At 58.3% G+C, this 19,958-nt stretch carries 18 protein-coding genes and 1 other RNA gene; 11 read left to right on the forward strand and 8 right to left on the reverse strand.

Annotation, left to right across the window (positions count from 1 at the left end; translation table 11 throughout):
- Positions 1-5: 5 nt before the first annotated feature.
- From dnaJ to grpE, 3 genes are all read right to left on the reverse strand, one after another.
- Positions 6-1,130, reverse strand: coding sequence for a molecular chaperone DnaJ (dnaJ, locus tag ACZZ0B_RS22230; protein WP_008088315.1), 1,125 nt, complete (start codon positions 1,128-1,130; stop codon positions 6-8).
- 297 nt (positions 1,131-1,427) lie between these two features.
- The gene (gene dnaK / locus ACZZ0B_RS22235) at positions 1,428-3,344 is read right to left on the reverse strand and encodes a molecular chaperone DnaK (protein ID WP_008088314.1); all 1,917 of its coding nucleotides are present in this window, start codon (positions 3,342-3,344) and stop codon (positions 1,428-1,430) included.
- Between the two features lie 102 nt (positions 3,345-3,446).
- Positions 3,447-4,013 (reverse strand): nucleotide exchange factor GrpE, encoded by a 567-nt coding sequence (grpE, locus tag ACZZ0B_RS22240; RefSeq protein ID WP_158830201.1) that lies wholly within the window; start codon positions 4,011-4,013, stop codon positions 3,447-3,449.
- Between the two features lie 240 nt (positions 4,014-4,253).
- On the opposite strand from grpE, the gene recN reads away from it, so the two are divergent.
- The gene (recN, locus tag ACZZ0B_RS22245; protein WP_008088311.1) at positions 4,254-5,927 is read left to right on the forward strand and encodes a DNA repair protein RecN; all 1,674 of its coding nucleotides are present in this window, start codon (positions 4,254-4,256) and stop codon (positions 5,925-5,927) included.
- 82 nt (positions 5,928-6,009) lie between these two features.
- Here the strand turns inward: recN and fur are convergent, their stop codons facing one another.
- Positions 6,010-6,414 (reverse strand): ferric iron uptake transcriptional regulator, encoded by a 405-nt coding sequence (gene fur / locus ACZZ0B_RS22250; protein WP_008088309.1) that lies wholly within the window; start codon positions 6,412-6,414, stop codon positions 6,010-6,012.
- Between the two features lie 97 nt (positions 6,415-6,511).
- Between fur and ACZZ0B_RS22255 the strand changes: the two genes are divergently transcribed.
- Positions 6,512-7,039: an outer membrane protein assembly factor BamE gene (locus ACZZ0B_RS22255; RefSeq protein WP_008088307.1), complete on the forward strand. Its 528-nt coding sequence runs from the start codon at positions 6,512-6,514 to the stop codon at positions 7,037-7,039.
- Positions 7,040-7,100: 61 nt separating this feature from the next.
- Here the strand turns inward: ACZZ0B_RS22255 and ACZZ0B_RS22260 are convergent, their stop codons facing one another.
- From ACZZ0B_RS22260 to ACZZ0B_RS22270, 3 genes are read right to left on the reverse strand one after another with little or no spacing between them, the layout of a single operon-like run.
- Positions 7,101-7,415 carry an RnfH family protein gene (locus ACZZ0B_RS22260; protein ID WP_158830199.1) on the reverse strand — a complete coding sequence of 105 codons (315 nt, stop codon included), beginning with the start codon at positions 7,413-7,415 and terminating at the stop codon, positions 7,101-7,103.
- Entirely contained in the window at positions 7,408-7,842 is a 435-nt protein-coding gene (locus ACZZ0B_RS22265; protein WP_007915213.1) for a type II toxin-antitoxin system RatA family toxin, read from the reverse strand. Before ACZZ0B_RS22265 ends, ACZZ0B_RS22260 begins: the two co-directional genes overlap by 8 nt.
- 7 nt (positions 7,843-7,849) lie before the next feature.
- The gene (locus ACZZ0B_RS22270; RefSeq protein WP_158830198.1) at positions 7,850-9,253 is read right to left on the reverse strand and encodes a sodium-dependent transporter; all 1,404 of its coding nucleotides are present in this window, start codon (positions 9,251-9,253) and stop codon (positions 7,850-7,852) included.
- A gap of 119 nt (positions 9,254-9,372) precedes the next feature.
- Here ACZZ0B_RS22270 and smpB point away from each other — a divergent pair, with 119 nt between their 5' ends.
- Entirely contained in the window at positions 9,373-9,855 is a 483-nt protein-coding gene (gene smpB / locus ACZZ0B_RS22275; protein WP_008088297.1) for an SsrA-binding protein SmpB, read from the forward strand.
- Positions 9,856-9,961: 106 nt separating this feature from the next.
- Here smpB and ACZZ0B_RS22280 read toward each other — a convergent pair whose 3' ends face one another.
- On the reverse strand, positions 9,962-10,729 hold the full coding sequence (locus ACZZ0B_RS22280; protein WP_008088295.1) for an FCD domain-containing protein: 768 nt from the start codon (positions 10,727-10,729) through the stop codon (positions 9,962-9,964).
- A gap of 262 nt (positions 10,730-10,991) precedes the next feature.
- On the opposite strand from ACZZ0B_RS22280, the gene ACZZ0B_RS22285 reads away from it, so the two are divergent.
- The 8 genes from ACZZ0B_RS22285 to ssrA all read left to right on the forward strand — a co-directional run bounded on the left by ACZZ0B_RS22285 (position 10,992) and on the right by ssrA (position 19,935).
- Positions 10,992-12,686 (forward strand): lactate permease LctP family transporter, encoded by a 1,695-nt coding sequence (locus ACZZ0B_RS22285; RefSeq protein WP_463546239.1) that lies wholly within the window; start codon positions 10,992-10,994, stop codon positions 12,684-12,686.
- Between the two features lie 150 nt (positions 12,687-12,836).
- A complete protein-coding gene (locus tag ACZZ0B_RS22290; protein WP_008088292.1) occupies positions 12,837-13,661 on the forward strand; it encodes a (Fe-S)-binding protein in 825 nt (274 codons plus the stop codon).
- The gene (locus ACZZ0B_RS22295; RefSeq protein WP_463546240.1) at positions 13,658-15,112 is read left to right on the forward strand and encodes a LutB/LldF family L-lactate oxidation iron-sulfur protein; all 1,455 of its coding nucleotides are present in this window, start codon (positions 13,658-13,660) and stop codon (positions 15,110-15,112) included. Before ACZZ0B_RS22290 ends, ACZZ0B_RS22295 begins: the two co-directional genes overlap by 4 nt.
- Complete coding sequence (locus ACZZ0B_RS22300) at positions 15,112-15,783, forward strand: LutC/YkgG family protein (RefSeq protein ID WP_463546241.1); 672 nt, start codon at positions 15,112-15,114, stop codon at positions 15,781-15,783. The genes ACZZ0B_RS22295 and ACZZ0B_RS22300 overlap by 1 nt, the downstream gene beginning before the upstream one ends.
- Positions 15,780-18,590 (forward strand): FAD-binding and (Fe-S)-binding domain-containing protein, encoded by a 2,811-nt coding sequence (locus ACZZ0B_RS22305; protein WP_463546242.1) that lies wholly within the window; start codon positions 15,780-15,782, stop codon positions 18,588-18,590. The genes ACZZ0B_RS22300 and ACZZ0B_RS22305 overlap by 4 nt, the downstream gene beginning before the upstream one ends.
- A gap of 130 nt (positions 18,591-18,720) precedes the next feature.
- Positions 18,721-19,002 (forward strand): hypothetical protein, encoded by a 282-nt coding sequence (locus tag ACZZ0B_RS22310; protein ID WP_008088284.1) that lies wholly within the window; start codon positions 18,721-18,723, stop codon positions 19,000-19,002.
- Between the two features lie 164 nt (positions 19,003-19,166).
- On the forward strand, positions 19,167-19,442 hold the full coding sequence (locus ACZZ0B_RS22315; protein WP_008088282.1) for a hypothetical protein: 276 nt from the start codon (positions 19,167-19,169) through the stop codon (positions 19,440-19,442).
- 96 nt (positions 19,443-19,538) lie between these two features.
- Positions 19,539-19,935, forward strand: a transfer-messenger RNA (tmRNA) gene (ssrA, locus tag ACZZ0B_RS22320).
- Positions 19,936-19,958 lie beyond the last annotated feature (23 nt).

Here is a 19,958-nt window from a genome sequence, read left to right on the forward strand (position 1 = left end):
ACTCCTTACAGATCGCCGAAGAAGCGCTTCACACCGTCAAACCAACCGGTGGTTTTCGGCGAATGGCTGTTGTCGTCCGCCAGCGAGCCGCGGAACTCTTCCAGCAGTTCGCGCTGGCGACGGTTCAGATTGACCGGTGTTTCCACCGCGACGCGGCACATCAAGTCGCCCGCACCGCCGCCACGCACTGGCGCAACGCCTTTGCCACGGACACGGAATTGCTTGCCGGTCTGAGTGCCTTCAGGGATTTTCAGTTTGACGCGACCGTCAAGGGTCGGGATTTCCAGCTCGCCACCCAGCGCTGCGTCGACGAAGCTGATCGGCACTTCGCAGAACAGATGCTTGCCGTCACGCTGGAAGATGTCGTGCTCGCGCACGTTGATGACCACGTACAGGTCGCCCGTCGGGCCGCCCTGCGTACCCGCTTCGCCTTCGCCGGACAGACGAATGCGGTCGCCGGTGTCGACGCCGGCCGGCACTTTGACCGACAGGGTTTTGTACTCTTCAACGCGACCGTCACCGTGGCAGGAATCACACGGATCGGAAATGATCTTGCCCTGGCCATGGCAGCGCGGGCAGGTCTGCTGCACCGAGAAGAAGCCTTGCTGCATGCGCACCTGACCGATGCCGCCACAGGTCGGGCACGTCGATGGCGAGGAGCCTTTCTTGGCACCCGAGCCGTCGCACGGCTGGCAATTGACCAGTGTCGGAACGCGGATATTCACCGACGTGCCGCGCACCGCTTCTTCCAGATTCAGCTCCAGGGTGTAGCGCAGATCGCTGCCACGCTGAGCGCCGCCACGGCCACCGCCGCGACCGCCACCGAAGAAATCACTGAAGACATCGCCAAAGATGTCAGAGAAGTTCTGACCGCCGAAACCGGCACCGCCGCCACCCATACTTGGGTCAACGCCGGCATGACCGTACTGGTCGTAAGCCGCACGCTTGCTGGAATCGGACAGCACTTCATAGGCCTCGTTGGCCTCTTTGAACAGTTCTTCCGACGCTTTGTCATCGGGATTACGGTCCGGGTGGTGCTTCATCGCGAGACGGCGGTAGGCCTTCTTCAGGTCTGCATCGCTTGAGCCACGCTCAACACCCAACACTTCGTAATAGTCACGCTTTGCCATAAGTCTTCTGCACTCTTGAGGACGTCCGGCAAACCCCTCCTGAGGATCGCCAAACTCGTTGAGCCCCAATACAGGCCCGGACCCAACTCACGTCAATTCAACGATCCTGGTCTTTGTTTCTTGCGGTACTTTCGGCGTGAAAAGCAGGAGCATCTTCAGCTATACCGCCAGCATCCGAACGTTGTCGCATGCTGTAAAAATTCGCGTATTCCAGATACGCCAACGCGGGAGCTAGCTCCCGCGCGGCGACATCCTACCAGTCACTGCCTGAAGGCAGTCAACCGGCCGACCAACAACTTACTTGTGGTCTTTGACTTCTTCGAACTCTGCATCGACAACGTCGTCAGCCTTCTCAGCCGATTCGCCTTGCGGGGCTGCGCCATCAGCTGGCTGCGCCTGTTCGGCATACATCTTCTGAGCAACCGGAGCGGAGACTTTCGACAGCTCTTCAACCTTCGCTTCGATAGCAGCCTTGTCGTCGCCTTTGACAGCGGCTTCCAGTGCAACCACAGCAGCTTCGATCGCAGTCTTCTCTTCAGCGGTGACCTTGTCGCCCGCGTCGGAGATCATTTTGCGAGTCGAGTGAACCAGTGCGTCGCCCTGGTTACGGGCAGCGGCCAGCTCTTCGAACTTGCGGTCTTCCTCAGCGTTGGCTTCGGCGTCACGCACCATGCGCTCGATTTCTTCGTCGGACAGACCGGAGTTGGCCTTGATCACGATCGACTGAGTCTTGCCGGTAGCCTTGTCTTTCGCGCCAACGTGCAGGATGCCGTTAGCGTCGATGTCGAAGGTCACTTCGATCTGCGGCACGCCACGTGGAGCTGGTGGAATGTCGGCCAGGTCGAACTTGCCCAGGGACTTGTTCTGAGTGGCTTGCTTACGCTCGCCCTGCAGCACGTGAATGGTCACAGCGCCCTGGTTGTCGTCGGCAGTCGAGAACACTTGCGATTTCTTGGTAGGAATCGTGGTGTTTTTCTCGATCAGCGCGGTCATCACGCCACCCATGGTTTCGATACCCAGGGTCAGCGGGCTGACGTCGAGCAGCAGAACGTCTTTCACGTCACCGGCCAGAACAGCACCCTGAATCGCGGCACCCATGGCAACCGCTTCGTCCGGGTTAACGTCTTTACGAGCTTCTTTACCGAAGAAATCAGTAACCAGCTTCTGTACCAGCGGCATACGGGTCTGACCACCGACCAGAATCACGTCGTTGATCGCGCCAACGTCCAGACCGGCGTCTTTCATGGCGATGCGGCAAGGTTCGATGGTGCGTTGAACCAGGTCTTCAACCAGCGCTTCGAGCTTGGCGCGCGAGATCTTCACGTTCAAGTGCTTAGGACCGGTCGCGTCTGCAGTGATGTACGGCAGGTTGACGTCGGTCGACTGAGCGGAAGACAGCTCGATCTTGGCTTTCTCAGCGGCTTCTTTCAGGCGCTGCATGGCCAGCGGGTCACCTTTGAGGTTCATGCCGCTTTCTTTCTTGAATTCGTCAACGAGGTAGTCGATCAGACGAATGTCAAAGTCTTCACCGCCGAGGAACGTGTCACCGTTGGTGGCCAACACTTCGAACTGGTGCTCGCCATCAACTTCAGCGATCTCGATCACGGAAACGTCGAACGTACCGCCACCCAGATCATAAACGATCACGGTGTGATCGCCCTTGGCCTTGTCCATTCCGTAAGCCAGAGCGGCTGCGGTTGGTTCGTTGATGATACGTTTTACGTCCAGACCGGCGATGCGGCCGGCGTCTTTGGTCGCCTGACGCTGGCTGTCGTTGAAGTAGGCCGGAACGGTGATCACCGCTTCGGTCACTGGCTCGCCGAGGTAGTCTTCGGCGGTCTTCTTCATTTTCTTCAGAATTTCAGCCGAGATTTGTGGCGGCGCCATTTTCTGGCCGTTCACTTCAACCCAAGCGTCGTTGTTGTCAGCCTTGACGATCTTGTAAGGGACCATCTGGATGTCTTTCTGCACAACTTCTTCGTCGAAACGACGACCGATCAGACGCTTTACTGCGTACAGAGTGTTGTGCGGGTTGGTCACAGCCTGACGCTTGGCCGACTGACCTACCAGAATTTCGCCATCGTTGGCGTAAGCGATGATCGACGGCGTGGTACGCGCGCCTTCAGCGTTTTCAATAACTTTTGCTTTGCCGTTTTCCAGCACGGAGACGCAGGAGTTGGTGGTCCCCAGGTCGATACCGATAATTTTGCCCATGTTAACTCTCCCGAAACTTTGGATTTGGATGCCGCAGCAGTGGTGGCTGACTGCGGTAGCACTTAAACGCTTGACTTCTAAATGGGGGCCTTGCGGCTAATTTCAAGCCTTCTCGTCAATCGAAGGCGAAATTGGCGCAGGCGCCTTGCTGACCACAACCATGGCCGGGCGCAACAGGCGACCGTTGAGCTGGTAGCCTTTCTGAAACACCTTCAGAACGCTGTTCGGTTCTACGTCGGCGCTTTCTTGTGCAGCCATCGCCTGATGGTAAACAGCGTTGAACGGTTCGCCATGCGGATCGATCGCTTCAAGCTGATAACGCTTGAGGGTGTCGTGGAACATTTTCAGCGTCAGCTCGATGCCTTCGCGCATCGGACGAATATTTTCGTCGTCCGGGTTCGACAGCTCGAGACCACGCTCCAGGCTGTCGCAGATCGGCAGCAGGTCGGTGGCGAATTTCTCCAGGGCGAATTTGTGCGCCTTCTCGACGTCCAGTTCGGCACGGCGGCGGACGTTCTGCAGATCGGCAGCTACGCGCAGAGATTGATCTTGCGCTGCGGCCAACTGCTCTTCGAGCACTTGCACACGGGTCGCCAGGTCATCACTCGAACCTTCCGGCGCCTGAGGGGCATCTGGGTTTTGCGTATCTACTGTCTGTTCGTCAGCCATAGAATTCTCCTTTCAATTTCGTCCGCGAGCCTGACTCGCGCTTCTGTCCCGATATATGGGGCCGCAAAATCAGGCTTCAAGGGCCTTCAAGCATTAACCCTACAAAAAAGTGCCGCATTTTCATTCCCTGATGCACTAAGAAGTTTTGCGGTTCAAGCAAATCGAGCTAAGCGAGGGCATTGTCAGGCCGAAACAAAACACTGTATAAATAACCAGACCTAAAGCCTGGGAGCGGCCTTTATGCTGGTGCACCTGTCCGTACATAACTACGCCATCGTCGAACATCTCGATCTCGAACTTGATCGCGGGATGAGCGTGATCACAGGGGAAACCGGTGCCGGCAAGTCGATCATGCTCGACGCCCTCGGCCTGACCCTGGGCGATCGCGCCGACAGCGGCGTGGTTCGCCCGGGCGCCGACAAGGCCGACATCCTTGCAACTTTCGATCTGGTCGACATCCCTGAAGCCAGCGCCTGGCTGGCCGAGCGCGATCTGGACATCGAAGGCCCATGCATCCTGCGCCGGGTCATCACCAGCGAAGGCCGTTCGCGCGGCTACATCAACGGCACGCCCTGCCCGCTTGGCGATCTCAAAGCGTTGGGCGAGTTGCTGATCGATATCCACAGCCAACACGAACACCAGTCGCTGTTGAAAACCGATACCCATCGCCGCCTGCTCGACGAATACGCTGGCGCGACCGATCTGGCCCGGCAAGTGCAGCTTGCAGCCCAACGCTGGCGCCAGACCCGTCAGGAGCTGGAGCGACTCTCCAATTCCGGCGACGAACAGCGCGCCCGCCATCAATTGCTCAGCTATCAGCTCGAAGAACTGGAAAACCTCGGCCTCGGCGATAACGAGCTTGAGCAACTGGAGCAGGAACACAAGAATCTGACCAACGCTGAGACCTTGCTGGGCATTTGCCGGCAAGTGGTCGAGCAGTGCAGTGAAAGTGACTCCGGCAATGTGCTGAACGCACTGACCGCCAGCCTCAATCGCCTGTCGAGCGTGAATAATTCGGTCGGCGCGCTGGGTGAGGCCAGCAGCCTGCTGACCAGCGCACAAATCCAGGTCGAAGAAGCGGTCGGCGAACTCAACCGCTTCCTCGACAACTTCGACGCTGATCCGGCACGCCTGCAATATCTCGAAGAACGTCTCGACGCTATTTATACCCTGGCGCGAAAACACCGAATCCAGCCAACCGAAGTCGCGGAAATGCAGCAGAAGCTGCTGGATGAAATCGAAACCCTTAACGCCAACGATGAATCCATCGAGCGCTTGGGTGAGGAACTGGCGTCCTACGCTCGTCATTATCAGGAGAAGGCCCGCGAGCTGAGCGATTTGCGCCATCAGGCGGCGGGCAGTCTTGCCAGTGCAGTAGAGCAGGAGATTCAGCGCCTGGGCATGCCCGGCGGGCGATTTACCATTGAACTGCGCGCCAACAGCAGTGACGAACTGCTGCCGAATGGACTGGAACAGGTTGAATTGCTGGTCAGCGCCAACCCAGGTCAACCGCTTAAAGCACTGGCGAAAGTGGCATCGGGAGGCGAGCTGTCACGGATCAGTCTGGCGATTCAGGTGATAACGGCGCAGACATCGCGCGTGCCTACACTGGTCTTCGACGAAGTGGACGTGGGGATTGGTGGCCCGACCGCTGAAATTGTCGGTCAACTGCTACGTCGCCTGGGTGATCGCGGCCAGGTTCTGACGGTGACGCACTTGCCGCAAGTGGCGGCGCAGGGGCATCAGCATCTGTTCGTGCACAAAGTCCGCGGCGAACAGGCAACCCACACGGCCGTATCCAAGCTCAGCAAGAACGACCGTATAGAAGAAGTGGCGCGCATGCTCGGCGGCATCGATCTGACCAAGGAATCCCTGGCTCACGCGAAAAAGATGGTTGTCACCGCGAAAGTTTAAGATTTTGAAACAATAGAAAGCACGAAGGCGACCCTTGGGTCGCCTTCGCTCGTTTCGCGAACCTGAAATTCGCGCGACATGCTTACTTTTTCTTGCGCACGTACAGCACCAGGTTGTGATCAACCATCTCAAAGCCATGCTTCTCGACGATCGACTTCTGAAGTTTTTCGATTTCTTCGTCGAAGAACTCGATCACTTCACCGGTTTCCACGTTGACCATATGGTCGTGGTGGCCACCGTCAGCCAGTTCGAATACCGCGTGGCCGCCGTCGAAGTTGTGACGGACCACGAGGCCAGCTGCTTCGAACTGGGTCAGAACACGGTAAACCGTGGCCAGACCGACGTCCTCGCCAGCTTCCATCAACGCCTTGTAGACGTCTTCGGCACTCATGTGACGCTGCTCGGTAGAGTCGAGCATTTGCAGGATCTTGACCCGTGGCAGGGTCACTTTGAGGCCGGCTTTGCGTAGTTCGCTATTTTCAACCATGGTCAGCTTTCTCGCGATGCTGCTTCGCAGCTTCTCTTAATGCGGGTATGATCGGCGTTTACGTTGTCCCAGCCAAGATAGTGGAAGTCGCCCACCGATGCAAAACACCAAGCTCTTGCTAACCAGTTTCACCTTTGTGGGACTGCTCGCACTCGCCGGTTGTTCATTCCCCGGGGTTTACAAAATCGACATCCAGCAGGGCAATGTCGTCACGCAGGACATGATAGACCAGTTACGCCCGGGAATGACCCGGCCGCAAGTACGGTTTATCATGGGTAACCCTCTGCTTGCCGACACGTTCCATGCCGATCGCTGGGATTATCTGTACAGCCTGCAACCGGGTGGCGGTGAACGCCAACAGGAACGCGTCAGCGTTATTTTCAACTCAAACGACCAGCTTGTCAGCCTGTCCGGTGACTTTATGCCGGGCGTCAGCCGTGACGAAGCCATTCTCGGCAAGGACAGTGGCACTTCTGTGACCGCTCCTGCTGAAAACGCCGAGAAGCCAGCACCGGAAAAACCGGTCAAGCCAGGTTCCTTGCTGGATCAGATCCAGAAGGATGTCGATGGTGTGGAAACCGTTCCGGTTCCAACACCAGAGCCGCTGGACACCTCGCCGCAGTAATTGGCGAGGCAATAAAAAACCCGGAAATTCCGGGTTTTTTATTGTCTGGCGTTTGGCGCTCCTAAAGATTCCGGGCTTTAGCCTCGGCCGCTTTGGCCGCGCGCAGGCGCCGAACCTCTTTCGGATCGGCGAGTAACGGGCGGTAAATCTCGATGCGATCCCCTGCTTGAACCAGCCGCGAATCAGCATCGGCAACCACTTTGCCGAAAATACCCAACGGGCATTGCGCCAGATCCAGCTCGGGAAACTCTACGCCAATCCCCGATGCAACGACTGCCGCCCGAACTGTCGCGCCCTCTGCCACGCTGACCGAGCGCAAAACCTGACGATCAACCGCGGCATACACCACTTCTATCTCGATCACCGGCTTAACCATGCATCTGCTTGGCACGCTGGCAGAACGCATCCACCAGCGTATTGGCGGCCTGATTGAACAGCGGCCCCAATGTGGCACGCACCAGCGGCCCGGCGTAATCGAACGACAAGTCCAGACTGATCTTGCAGGCTTTTTCGTTCAACGCCTTGAACACCCAGACGCCGTGCAGTTGATTGAAAGGCCCCTCTTCAAGGTTCATCTCGATCGACTGCCCTGGCACCAACGTATTGCGCGTGACGAAATGCTGGCTGAGCCCGCCCTTCGCCACCCCCACGCTGGCGCGCATGTGCTCGGGCGAGCTTTCCAGCACCTCGGCGGCCGAGCACCACGGCAGAAACTCCGGGTAACGCGCCACGTCGTTGACCAGGTCATAGAGGAATTGCGCCGGGTACGGCAGCAGTGCTGATCGTTGAATATGTGTCGTCATGTAAGCGTTACTTCCAGAGCTGAGCGGCAAACACTACAACAATGCCGATAGGCGCCACGTAGCGCATCAAGAACAAAGACAGGGCAAACAGTGCCGGGTTGCGGATCGACAATTCGTCACGCACCGCCTCACGCCCCATCACCCATCCGGCGAACAATACAAAACACAGGCCACCGAGCGGCAACATGATCCGCGAGGTGAAGAAATCGATCACGCCGAAGAAGTCCAGGCCGCTCTGCGCACCCCATTGGTAGAGGTGGAACGCTCCGCCTTCGTTCACGAAAAATTTGGCTTCCTTCCAGATATTGAAGGAGAAAACTGTACCCAGACCGACGAACCAGCAGATGAACGCCAACCAGAACGTCACCCAGGCGCGACTGACTTTCGTGCGCTCAACCAGATAGGCAACCATCGGCTCCAGCAGGGAAATCGCCGAACTCCAGGCAGCAATCGCCACCAGCACAAAGAACACCACGCCCATCAACTGACCGAATGCCACATTACCAAACGCAAATGGCAGGCTGACGAACATCAGGCCAGGTCCTTCGCTAGGATTCAGGCCTCCGGCAAACACGATCGGGAACAACGCCAGACCGGCGACCAGCGAAACAAAGGTATCGAGCAGCGCCACGCCGACCACCGTGCCGGACAGCGAAGCGTTTTTCGGCATGTAAGCGCCATAGATCATGATCGAGCCGACGCCGACGCTCAGCGAAAAGAACGCGTGCCCCATCGCCGGCAGCAAGCCGTCGAGGACTTTTTCCGGGTGGAAGTCGAACATGAAATGCACGCCTTCCATGAAATGCCCGGTGGTCATGCTGTAGCCCAGCAGTACCAGCACCATCACGAACAACAGCGGCATCATGATGCGCAAGCTGCGCTCAAGCCCGGCAACCACGCCTTTGGCGATCACATACGCTGACAGCAGCATAAAAATCGTGTGCCAAAGTGTCAGGCGCCATGGATTGGAGATGACATTGCCGAAATAAGCGCCGACCTGCTCGGCCGTCGCGCCCTGGAAGTCGCCTCGCCCCATATCGACGATGTAGTCCAGCGACCAGCCACCGACCACACTATAGAAAGACAGAATCAACAATGCCGTGATCATCCCGGCAAATGCGCCCCACGACCACTTGCCCGAGTGCCCGGCTTCCAGCGCCAGCACCTTCAAGGCGTTCGCCGGACTTTGCCGGGCGCGCCGGCCGATCAGGGTTTCAGCGAGCATGACGGGGATGCCGATCAGCGCGATGCACGCCAGAAACATCAGTACAAATGCACCGCCGCCGTAGACCCCGACCATGTACGGGAACTTCCAGATACTACCCAGTCCCACGGCCGAACCGGTCGCGGCGAGTATGAATACCCAGCGGCTAGCCCAACTGCCGTGGACAGAAACCTTGTCTGTCGACATCGTTTATCACGCCCAAGCGTTAGAAAAAGAGGCCGCATTGTCCGGGATTCACTCAACCTGCTCAAGCACGCAGCATCACCGTAGCCGACAGCCGTTTATCTCCATATAATGCCGCCCCTATGGCTAAACAGAAGAAACACCCAACAGGGACCATCGCGCAGAATAAAAAGGCGCGACACGATTACTTCATCGAACATAAGTTCGAGGCTGGTCTGGTCCTGGCCGGCTGGGAAGTAAAAAGTCTGCGGGCAAGCAAGCTACAGCTGGTCGACAGCTATGTCCTGCTCAAGGATGGCGAAGCGTGGCTGCTCGGCAGCCACATCACGCCTCTGATGACCGCAAGCACCCACGTCATCGCCGACCCGGTGCGCACGCGCAAATTGCTGCTCAACCGCCGCGAGCTGGAAAAGCTTGCTGCGATGGTGCAGCAAAAGGGTTACGCCTGCGTCTGCCTGTCCTGGTACTGGAGCAAGCACATGGTCAAGTGCGAGATCGCTCTGGGCAAGGGCAAGAAGGAATACGACAAGCGTGACACCGAGCGCGAGCGCGACGCCGGTCGTGAACTGCAGCGCGCTGTGCGCAACAAGGGTAAGGAAGACTAGTCCTCCCCCCTGAAAGCAAAGATCGCAGCCTGCGGCAGCTCCTACAGGAAAACGCAAATTCCTGTGTGGGAGCTGCCGCAGGCTGCGATCTTTTGCTTTGAAAAAATCACATCCCCTTGCGCCGCTCCGCCCGAGCCATGCGCTGAACCTCCTGCCGCACCTCTTCCAGCACTTCCTGCACATACAAAATGTGTCGGCTGGAGACTTCGCGCGCCTGCTCCGCACGTCCTTCAATAATCGCCAGATACAATTCCCGGTGCTGGGTGATCAGCATGTCGCGGGTTTCCGCGCGCTGCTTGTACATGCCGCCAATGTTGGTCACCACGTTGCGCTTGAGCAGATCAAACAGTCCACGAATGGTGTGCAGCAACACCGCGTTATGACTCGCTTCGGCAATTGCCAGGTGGAATTTCGCATCCGCCGCGCCCTCCTCCGCCCGACCGACCTCGTCGTGACGCGAATAGCAGTCCTGCAGTTCTTCAAAGGCTGCGGTCAACCGCTCACGATCGACATCCGTCGCGCGCAATGCGGCGTAATAGGCGCACGATGCCTCCAGAGTATGCCGAAACTCCAGTAGATCGCGCTGCGCCTCGGGGTTGCTTTCGAGCAGCTGCAGCAGCGGATCACTGAACGTCGAGCCCAGGCTTTCGACAACATAGTTGCCACCGCCCTGACGGCTGACCAGCAGACCTTTCGCTGCCAGCTTCTGAATCGCCTCACGCAACGACGGCCGTGATACGCCGAATTGTTCAGCCAGCGTGCGCTCCGCCGGAAGCCGCTCACCGGACTTCAGCGTGCCCTCAAGGATCATCCCCTCGAGTCGCTCGACAATATCGTCAGACAAACGGCGCTGACGTATCTGATCAAACCCCATAACTCATTTCTCCACGATCCCGACCGCTCGCCGGGCTCTCTATTCTGGCCTATTGGCGCCTCGCCGACACCTACCGGACGCCATTTGCCGAAACCGGATCAGATGCGATCTGCACCGCTGATTCGACAAAAGTTTTAGGGCGACAAATTGACACACCGACATCAAGGCTTTTACCCTAGCCAACAGCGATTGTAAATTGGTATTACCAATTATCCAAGAACGCTGACAGTGCCTGACCAACAACAATTAGGGGCCACCCCATATGCAAACCTGGCAACAGCTCTATAGCCCGCTCGGCAGTCTCGGCGTGTCCGCACTCGCGGCCGTCATTCCCATCGTGTTCTTTTTTCTCGCCCTGGCGGTGTTCCGCCTCAAAGGCCATGTGGCCGGCAGCATCACCCTCGCTCTGTCGATTGCCGTGGCGATCTTCGCGTTCCAGATGCCGGTCGACATGGCCTTCGCCGCCGCCGGTTATGGGTTCGCCTACGGTCTGTGGCCGATTGCCTGGATCATTGTCGCCGCCGTATTCCTCTACAAACTGACGGTCAAAAGTGGTCAGTTCGAGGTCATTCGCAGTTCGGTGTTATCGATTACTGACGACCAGCGCCTGCAAGTGCTGCTGATCGGTTTTTGCTTCGGCGCGTTCCTGGAAGGTGCTGCCGGTTTCGGCGCGCCAGTGGCAATTACCGCCGCACTTCTTGTCGGCCTGGGCTTCAACCCGCTGTATGCCGCCGGCCTGTGCCTGATCGCCAACACCGCACCGGTGGCGTTCGGCGCACTGGGGATTCCGATCATCGTCGCAGGCCAAGTCACCGGCATCGACGCCTTCAAGATCGGCGCCATGACCGGCCGCCAACTACCGCTGCTGTCGTTGTTCGTGCCGTTCTGGTTGATTTTCATGATGGATGGTCTGCGCGGCGTGCGTGAAACCTGGCCGGCCGCACTGGTTGCCGGCTTGAGTTTCGCCGTCACTCAGTACTTCACGTCCAACTTCATCGGCCCGGAATTGCCGGACATCACCTCGGCGCTGGCCAGCCTGGTCTCGCTGACACTGTTCCTGAAAATCTGGCAGCCAAAACGCACCGCCGGCGCGCAAATCGCCGGTGCCACGTCGAGCGCTGCGATTACCGCCAGCGTCGGCGGTTTCGGCCAGAAACGCACCACCGTGGCTTCGCCTTACAGCCTCGGGGAAATTTTCAAGGCCTGGTCGCCGTTCCTGATCCTCACCGTGCTGGTAACCATCTGGACGCTGAAACCTTTCAAAGCGATGTTCGCCGCCGGCGGCTCGATGTACAGCTGGGTGTTCAACTTCGCGATTCCACACCTTGATCAACTGGTGATTAAAACTGCACCGATCGTTGCTGCTCCGACCGCCATCCCGGCGGTGTTCAAACTCGATCCGATTTCCGCGACCGGCACGGCGATTTTCTTCTCCGCACTGATCTCGATGCTGGTGCTGAGGATCAATTTCAAAATTGGTCTTACCACTTTGAAAGAAACCTTCTACGAACTGCGCTGGCCAATTCTGTCGATCGGCATGGTGTTGGCATTTGCCTTCGTCACCAACTATTCCGGCATGTCGTCGACCTTGGCACTGGTGCTGGCCGGTACGGGCGCGGCGTTTCCGTTCTTCTCGCCGTTTCTCGGCTGGCTGGGCGTGTTCCTCACCGGCTCGGATACTTCGTCCAACGCGCTGTTCAGTTCGCTGCAAGCGACCACGGCACACCAGATCGGCGTCAACGACACCCTGCTGGTCGCAGCGAATACCAGCGGCGGCGTGACCGGCAAGATGATCTCGCCACAATCGATCGCCGTGGCCTGCGCCGCGACCGGCCTGGTCGGCAAAGAGTCGGATCTGTTCCGCTTCACCCTCAAGCACAGCCTATTCTTTGCAACGATTGTCGGTCTGATCACTCTGGCTCAGGCCTACTGGTTCACCGGCATGCTGGTGCATTAAACCGATAAGAAATAGAGAAAAAACCGACGCCGGTTGGTGATGCCGGCGTCAGCAATTCACAACCCGGTCTGTAAGGCTGCTGAAAGCAACGTTCTCTATATTCAGCAGCCGCAACAGACGGATAACCGGGCCCACCCGGAGACACGCCTGATGAGCGAGCTTTTTTACAACGCTGTGCCGAACGCGACCCGCGTGGCACCGCCACTGCCCGAACCTCGGCAATACCCCAGCGAAAAACCGTCGCGGGTGTACCTGTTCGGCACTTGTGTGGTCGACCTGTTCTATCCCGAAGCCGGGATGGACGCGATCCACTTGCTGGAGCGCGAAGGGATCCGGGTCGAGTACCCGCAAGGGCAGAGCTGCTGCGGCCAACCGGCCTACACCTCGGGTTACACCGAGCAGGCACGGACGGTAGCGCGCTCGCAACTGGCGCTGTTTGCCGGCGATTATCCGGTGGTGGTGCCGTCAGGTTCCTGCGCCGGCATGCTGCGCGAACATTACGCCGACTTGTTCAAGGACGAGCCGGACACGTTGAAACAGGTTCAGGCCCTCGCGGCCCGCACCTACGAACTGGCCGAGTTCCTGTTGTTTGTCTGCAAGGTGCAGCTCAAGGACAGCGGCGAACCGGTCAAAGTCGCCCTGCACACTTCGTGTTCGGCACGCCGCGAAATGAACACCCACCTGCACGGCCGCGAGTTGTTGGCGCAGTTGAGCAACGTGGAACGGGTCAACCACGACCACGAAAGCGAATGCTGTGGCTTCGGCGGAACATTCAGCGTCCGTATGCCAGACATTTCCGGCGCGATGGTGGCTGACAAGACCCGTTCGCTGAAGGATTCCGGCGCACATAAGGTGTTGAGCGCCGATTGTGGCTGTTTGATGAACATCAACGGCGCATTGGAGAAACAAAAAGAAACGCTACGCGGGCAACATCTCGCCAGCTTTCTGTGGCAACGAACCGGAGGTGCGCAATGAGCACTTCCGCGATTATTCCTACGGTCGCCGTAGAAGAAGATTTCCGCACCCGGGCGCACAACGCCTTGGGTGATCAGCAGTTGCGGAACAACTTCCGTACTGCGATGGATTCATTGATGACCAAACGGGCAGCGGCTTTCGGCGATGCCCACGAAAGAGAACACTTGCGTGCTCTGGGCAACTCGATCAGAGCCCGCGCGCTCTCCAAGTTGCCCGACCTGCTCGAGCAACTGGAAACAAACCTGACCCGCAACGGTGTGACAGTGCACTGGGCGGAAACGGTGGACGAGGCCAATGGCATCGTCTTATCGATCATCCGCGCTCACGAGGCGCGGCAAGTGATCAAGGGCAAATCGATGGTCAGCGAAGAGATGGAGATGAACCATTTCCTTGAGGCTCAAGGCATTGAATGCCTGGAGTCCGACATGGGGGAATACATCGTCCAGCTCGACCACGAGAAGCCTTCACACATCATTATGCCGGCGATCCACAAGAATGCCGGTCAGGTCGCGTCCTTGTTCCACGACAAACTTGGCGTGGAATACACCAAGGACGTTGACCAACTCATTCAAATCGGTCGCAAAGTCTTGCGGCAGAAATTCTTCGAAGCGGACATCGGCGTCTCCGGTGTCAACTTCGCCGTGGCCGAAACCGGCACCCTGCTGCTGGTGGAAAACGAAGGTAACGGCCGCATGACCACCACCGTGCCGCCGGTGCACATCGCCGTCACCGGCATCGAAAAAGTCGTGGAAAACCTGCGCGACGTGGTGCCGTTATTGTCCCTGCTGACCCGCTCGGCGCTCGGCCAACCAATCACGACCTACGTCAACATGATCTCCGGCCCGCGCAAGGAACACGAACTCGACGGACCGCAGGAAGTGCACCTGGTACTGCTCGACAACGGTCGCAGCCAGGCCTTTGCCGACAGTGAATTGCGCCAGACCTTGAACTGCATCCGCTGCGGCGCCTGCATGAACCATTGCCCGGTATACACCCGCGTCGGTGGTCACACTTATGGCGAGGTGTATCCGGGACCGATTGGCAAAATCATCACGCCGCACATGGTTGGTCTGGCCAAGGTTCCGGATCACCCGAGTGCATCTTCTCTATGCGGTGCCTGCGGCGAAGTCTGCCCGGTAAAAATTCCCATCCCGGCGATCCTGCGGCGCCTGCGCGAAGAAAACGTCAAAGCCCCCGGCAGCCCGCACCAAGTGATGCGCGGTCAGGGCAGCAAGTATTCGCGCAAGGAACGCTTTATCTGGAACGCATGGGCCAGGCTCAACAGCTCGCCGACCTTGTATCGATTGTTCGGTTTCTTCGCCACGCGCCTGCGCGCACTGACCCCAAGCAACGTCGGCCCGTGGACGCAAAACCACAGCGCGCCGAAACCCGCCGCACGCTCACTGCACGACATGGCCCGCGAGCATCTGGCCAAACAGGGAGACCGCTGATGAGCGCCAAAGAAAATATCCTCGGCAAACTGCGCAAAAGTCTGACGGGCGCCACGCCGATTGCCGACGACTTCGATGTCGATCTGGTGACGCAGCCCTACACCTACAGCGCCGAACAACGCATCCCGCAACTGCGCAAATTGATGGAAGCGGTACACACCGAAATCCACCTGACCTCCGGCGAAGAATGGCCGGCGCTTCTCGCGCAATTGCTGCGCGATCGTCAGTTGCCGAGCCTGTTGATCGCGCCGACTACTGGCCACGGGCAGAAAATCGCACAGCACTGGGCGAACAATCCTGATCTGCCGACGCTGAAATCCTACGACCGGCCGATGGAAGAGTGGAAAGCCGAGCTGTTCAACGACACCCCGGCCAGCCTCACCGGCACCCTCGGCGCCATCGCCGCCACCGGCAGCCTGATCATGTGGCCAACCCGCGAAGAGCCACGGCTGATGAGTCTGGTGCCGCCGGTGCATTTCGCCCTGCTCAAGGCCAGCGAAATCCGCGACAACTTTTATCAGGTGCAACAGGAATTCGAATGGGCCCAAGGCATGCCGACCAACGCATTGCTGGTGTCCGGCCCGTCGAAAACCGCCGACATTGAACAAGTCCTGGCCTACGGCGCTCACGGCCCGAAAGACCTCGTGGTGCTGATCCTGGAGGACCAATGACGCTGCCAGTGAATTTCCTGCGTGATGCGCAGCAACTGATTCCGGCCGAGCGCCGTTTTGATGATCCGTTATCGACGCTAGCCTTCGGCACTGATGCAAGTTTTTATCGGCTGATTCCGCAGTTGGTGATTCGCGTTGAATCTGAAGACGAAGTGGTCGCACTGCTAAAACTGGCTCAACGTGACCACGTCCCGGTTACGTTCCGTGCGGCGGGCACCAGCCTGTCAGGTCAGGCAATCAGCGACTCGGTTTTGATTGTGCTTGGGGATAACTGGAACGCTCGCGAGATTCGTGGCCAAGGTACGCAAATCCGCCTGCAACCGGGCGTGATCGGTGCGCAAGCCAACGCGTGGCTGGCGCCGTTCGGGCGCAAGATCGGCCCGGATCCGGCGTCGATCAACGCCTGCAAAATCGGCGGCATCGTTGCCAACAACGCCAGCGGCATGTGTTGCGGCACTGCGCAAAACACTTATCACACGCTGGCCGGGATTCGTCTGGTGCTGGCCGATGGCACGCGGCTGGATACTGAAGACGCGACGAGTGTTGCGGCATTTCACGCCAGCCACGGCGAACTGCTCGAACGCTTGGCGACTTTAGGCCGAGAGACCCGCGCCAACGCCGAACTGGCTGCACGAATCCGCCACAAATACCGTCTGAAAAATACCACCGGCCTGTCACTCAACGCCTTGGTGGATTTCGATGAGCCTGTGGATATCTTGAGCCACCTGCTGGTCGGCTCCGAAGGCACGCTCGGCTTCATCAGCGCGGTAACTTACGACACGGTGATTGATCACCCGAACAAAGCCTCGGCGCTGATCGTCTTCCCCGATGTGGAAACTTGTTGCAACGCGGTCACCGTGCTGAAAAGCCAACCGGTATCCGCTGTGGAACTGCTGGATCGGCGCAGCCTGCGCTCGGTGCAGGACAAACCGGGAATGCCCGCTTTCGTACAACAGCTGTCGAACAATGCCTGCGCATTGCTCATCGAATCCCGCGCCGCGTCTTCCACTTTGTTGCAGGAACAACTGGCACAGATCATGGCCTCGCTCAGTGATTTCCCGGTGGAGAAGCAGGTCGACTTCACCGAAGACCCTGCCGAGAACGCCAAGCTATGGGCGATCCGCAAGGACACCTTCCCCGCCGTTGGCGCCGTGCGCAAAACCGGCACCACGGTGATAATCGAAGACGTGACCTTCCCGGTCGAGCAATTGGCGATTGGCGTAAATCGCTTGATCGAACTGTTCGAAAAACATTCCTACGACGAAGCGATCCTTTTCGGACATGCACTGGAAGGCAATCTGCATTTTGTCTTCACCCAAGGCTTCAACAACCCGGAAGAAGTCGCACGCTATCAAGCGTTCATGGACGACGTCGCGCAACTGGTGGCGGTGGAATTCGGCGGCTCGCTGAAAGCTGAACACGGCACCGGGCGCAACATGGCGCCGTTCGTGGAACTGGAATGGGGCAGCGACGCCTATCAACTGATGTGGCAGCTCAAGCGTCTGCTCGACCCGAATGGCATTCTCAACCCGGACGTGGTGCTCAGCGAAGATCCACAGATCCATCTCAAGCACCTGAAGCCACTGCCCGCGGCCGACGAGATTGTCGATAAGTGCATCGAGTGCGGCTTCTGCGAACCGGTCTGCCCCTCGAAAGGCCTGACCCTGAGCCCGCGCCAGCGCATCGTGATCTGGCGCGATATTCAGGCGAAAAAACGTGCCGGTGTCGACACCACCGAACTGGAAAAAGCCTACGAATACCAAGGCATCGAAACCTGCGCCGCCACAGGGCTGTGCGCGCAACGTTGCCCTGTAGGCATCAACACCGGTGAGCTGGTGAAAAAACTGCGTGGCCGACACGCGACGCATCAGAAAACTGCTAACTGGATTGAAGGAAATTTCGCCAAGACTCTGCAAGGTGCACGCTTCACCCTGCACGTGGCCAACGGAGCGCGGATGATGCTCGGCGCGCCGCGTCTGGCGAAACTTTCGGCAACACTGACACGCTTGTCCAAAGGCCAGGTGCCGCTGTGGACAAATGCGATGCCTCAGCCGGAGAAAGCCATTCGCTTCAGCCCGAGCGTGTCGGACGAACGCCCGCGCGTGGTGTATCTGGCCGCGTGTGTTTCGCGTGTCATGGGGCCGGCGGCGGGCGATAAAGAGCAGATGTCGCTCTACGACAAAACCCGTGGTCTGCTGGAAAAGGCCGGTTACCAAGTGGTCTTCCCGGACAATCAAGACAACCTCTGCTGCGGTCAGCCGTTCGCCTCAAAAGGCTACGCCGAGCAAGCCGAACACAAGCGTCAGGAGTTGATCAGCGCGTTGCTCCACGCCAGTCGCGGCGGCCTCGATCCGATCTACTGCGACACCAGTCCGTGCACCTTGCGGCTGGTGCAGGACGTAGGAGAAACCCGTCTGGATCTGTACGACCCGGTGCGTTTCATCCGTACGCACCTTCTCGATCGACTGGACTTCACCCAGCAAGACGCACCGATTGCCGTGCACGTGACCTGTAGCACTCAGCACTTGGGCGAAAGCCAGGCGCTGATCGATCTGGCGCGCAAATGCAGCAAAACCGTGGTGATCCCGGAAGGTATTCATTGCTGCGGATTTGCCGGCGACAAGGGCTTCACCACGCCGGAGCTGAACAGCCATTCGCTGCGCACCTTGAAGGACGCGGTGCAGCATTGCAGCGAAGGTATTTCCACCAGCCGCACGTGCGAAATCGGCCTGACGCAACACGGCGGCATCGACTATCACGGCCTGGTTTATCTGGTTGATCGAGTCACTCAGGCGAAGGCCAACTGAAGAAAATCAGAACCCTTGCGCAAGACCGCAGTCCACAGAACAGGCCCCGAACACTCGGGGCCGTTCCTTCTTTCGGTGACCGGCGCTCAGGGTCAGCGAAGTCTGGATCCCTCAGCGTAAGGAGATACCCATGAAACGTTCTGTATTGCTTGGTCTGTTCGTGACTGCCTCGATGATGGCCTCCACTTCGTTTGCCGCCGACAAGCCCACCAGCCTCTGCGAAGCCAATCTGCAGACGATAAACAACGCTAAATCGCAATATCAGACCTCGCCCGATCTGAACGCGCGCGTCTCGGCCAGTGTGCAAAAGGCCCAGGATCTCAAGTCCCAAGGCAAGATCGACGACTGCCTGGCGGAAACCCAGCGCACCATTCTGGAAATCCAGAACGCCTCGGGCGACACCAAGAAGTGATCTCGGCGAGATGGCGTTTTCATACTAAATGTAAAAAAAACCGAATTCCTGCGTAGCGTGGCGGTCGATTGAACAGGCACTACACTAACGTGGCCTGTCATGACCTCGGCATCGCCGCCAGACCGTCCGGCAGCACCGAGCCCCCATCGTTCAAGGAGATACCCATGAAGCATTCTGCAATTGCTGGATTGTTCATCGCTGGTGCACTTCTGGCGTCGCCGGTGTTTGCGGCGGATAAAGACCTGTGTGCCGGGAATCTTCAAGTTATCAAAGACTTTATCACCAGCTCGCCTTCGATTCCGGAGACCTCGCTGGAGAACGTCAAGACCGCGCACGAAGACGCCACCAAGGCGCAGGCTGCCGGGAATGACAAGGAATGCGTCGAAATCACCAGCGGCATGATCACGAAAATGCAGATCCGCAATCCAACGCGTAACTGACACGCCCGGAAGCCAACCTTCGGGTTGGCCTTCCCGGCCGTTTGACGTACACTGCACAGGCTTGTTGCTCAAACAGATGTACTGAGCAATGAGTTCGGGGCCGTTTAGGATTCGACGCCGGTTGCGAAACTTTAGGTGCATGCCGACTTGGTAACAGAAGTCGTAAATCCACTGTTGCAACTACTTATAGTTGCCAATGACGAAAACTACGGCCAGGAATTCGCTCTCGCTGCGTAAGCAGCCTTAGCCCTGAGCTTCTGGTACCTTCGGGTCCAGCAATCACGAGGGGATGTCTGTAAACCCAAAGTGATTGTCATATAGAACAGAATCGCCGTGCAGTACGTTGTGGACGAAGCGGCTAAAACTTACACAACTCGCCCAAAGCACCCTGCCCTTCGGGTCGCTGAGGGTTAACTTAATAGAAACGGCTACGCATGTAGTACCGACAGCGGAGTACTGGCGGACGGGGGTTCAAATCCCCCCGGCTCCACCAACCCAACGAAAAAGCCCGCCCAG

The organism is Pseudomonas sp. AC247, from assembly GCF_979258015.1.

Excerpts from the sequence above, each read along its gene's own strand:
- grpE (WP_158830201.1), bottom strand. The coding sequence starts at position 4,013 with ATGGCTGACGAACAGACAGTAGATACGCAAAACCCAGATGCCCCTCAG.
- ACZZ0B_RS22290 (WP_008088292.1), top strand. The coding sequence starts at position 12,837 with ATGAGCGAGCTTTTTTACAACGCTGTGCCGAACGCGACCCGCGTGGCA.
- fur (WP_008088309.1), bottom strand. The coding sequence starts at position 6,414 with ATGGTTGAAAATAGCGAACTACGCAAAGCCGGCCTCAAAGTGACCCTG.
- ACZZ0B_RS22280 (WP_008088295.1), bottom strand. The coding sequence starts at position 10,729 with ATGGGGTTTGATCAGATACGTCAGCGCCGTTTGTCTGACGATATTGTC.
- ACZZ0B_RS22260 (WP_158830199.1), bottom strand. The coding sequence starts at position 7,415 with ATGGTTAAGCCGGTGATCGAGATAGAAGTGGTGTATGCCGCGGTTGAT.
- ACZZ0B_RS22270 (WP_158830198.1), bottom strand. The coding sequence starts at position 9,253 with ATGTCGACAGACAAGGTTTCTGTCCACGGCAGTTGGGCTAGCCGCTGG.
- ACZZ0B_RS22285 (WP_463546239.1), top strand. The coding sequence starts at position 10,992 with ATGCAAACCTGGCAACAGCTCTATAGCCCGCTCGGCAGTCTCGGCGTG.
- ACZZ0B_RS22265 (WP_007915213.1), bottom strand. The coding sequence starts at position 7,842 with ATGACGACACATATTCAACGATCAGCACTGCTGCCGTACCCGGCGCAA.
- dnaJ (WP_008088315.1), bottom strand. The coding sequence starts at position 1,130 with ATGGCAAAGCGTGACTATTACGAAGTGTTGGGTGTTGAGCGTGGCTCA.
- smpB (WP_008088297.1), top strand. The coding sequence starts at position 9,373 with ATGGCTAAACAGAAGAAACACCCAACAGGGACCATCGCGCAGAATAAA.
- ACZZ0B_RS22300 (WP_463546241.1), top strand. The coding sequence starts at position 15,112 with ATGAGCGCCAAAGAAAATATCCTCGGCAAACTGCGCAAAAGTCTGACG.
- dnaK (WP_008088314.1), bottom strand. The coding sequence starts at position 3,344 with ATGGGCAAAATTATCGGTATCGACCTGGGGACCACCAACTCCTGCGTC.
- ACZZ0B_RS22255 (WP_008088307.1), top strand. The coding sequence starts at position 6,512 with ATGCAAAACACCAAGCTCTTGCTAACCAGTTTCACCTTTGTGGGACTG.
- recN (WP_008088311.1), top strand. The coding sequence starts at position 4,254 with ATGCTGGTGCACCTGTCCGTACATAACTACGCCATCGTCGAACATCTC.
- ACZZ0B_RS22315 (WP_008088282.1), top strand. The coding sequence starts at position 19,167 with ATGAAGCATTCTGCAATTGCTGGATTGTTCATCGCTGGTGCACTTCTG.
- ACZZ0B_RS22295 (WP_463546240.1), top strand. The coding sequence starts at position 13,658 with ATGAGCACTTCCGCGATTATTCCTACGGTCGCCGTAGAAGAAGATTTC.
- ACZZ0B_RS22305 (WP_463546242.1), top strand. The coding sequence starts at position 15,780 with ATGACGCTGCCAGTGAATTTCCTGCGTGATGCGCAGCAACTGATTCCG.
- ACZZ0B_RS22310 (WP_008088284.1), top strand. The coding sequence starts at position 18,721 with ATGAAACGTTCTGTATTGCTTGGTCTGTTCGTGACTGCCTCGATGATG.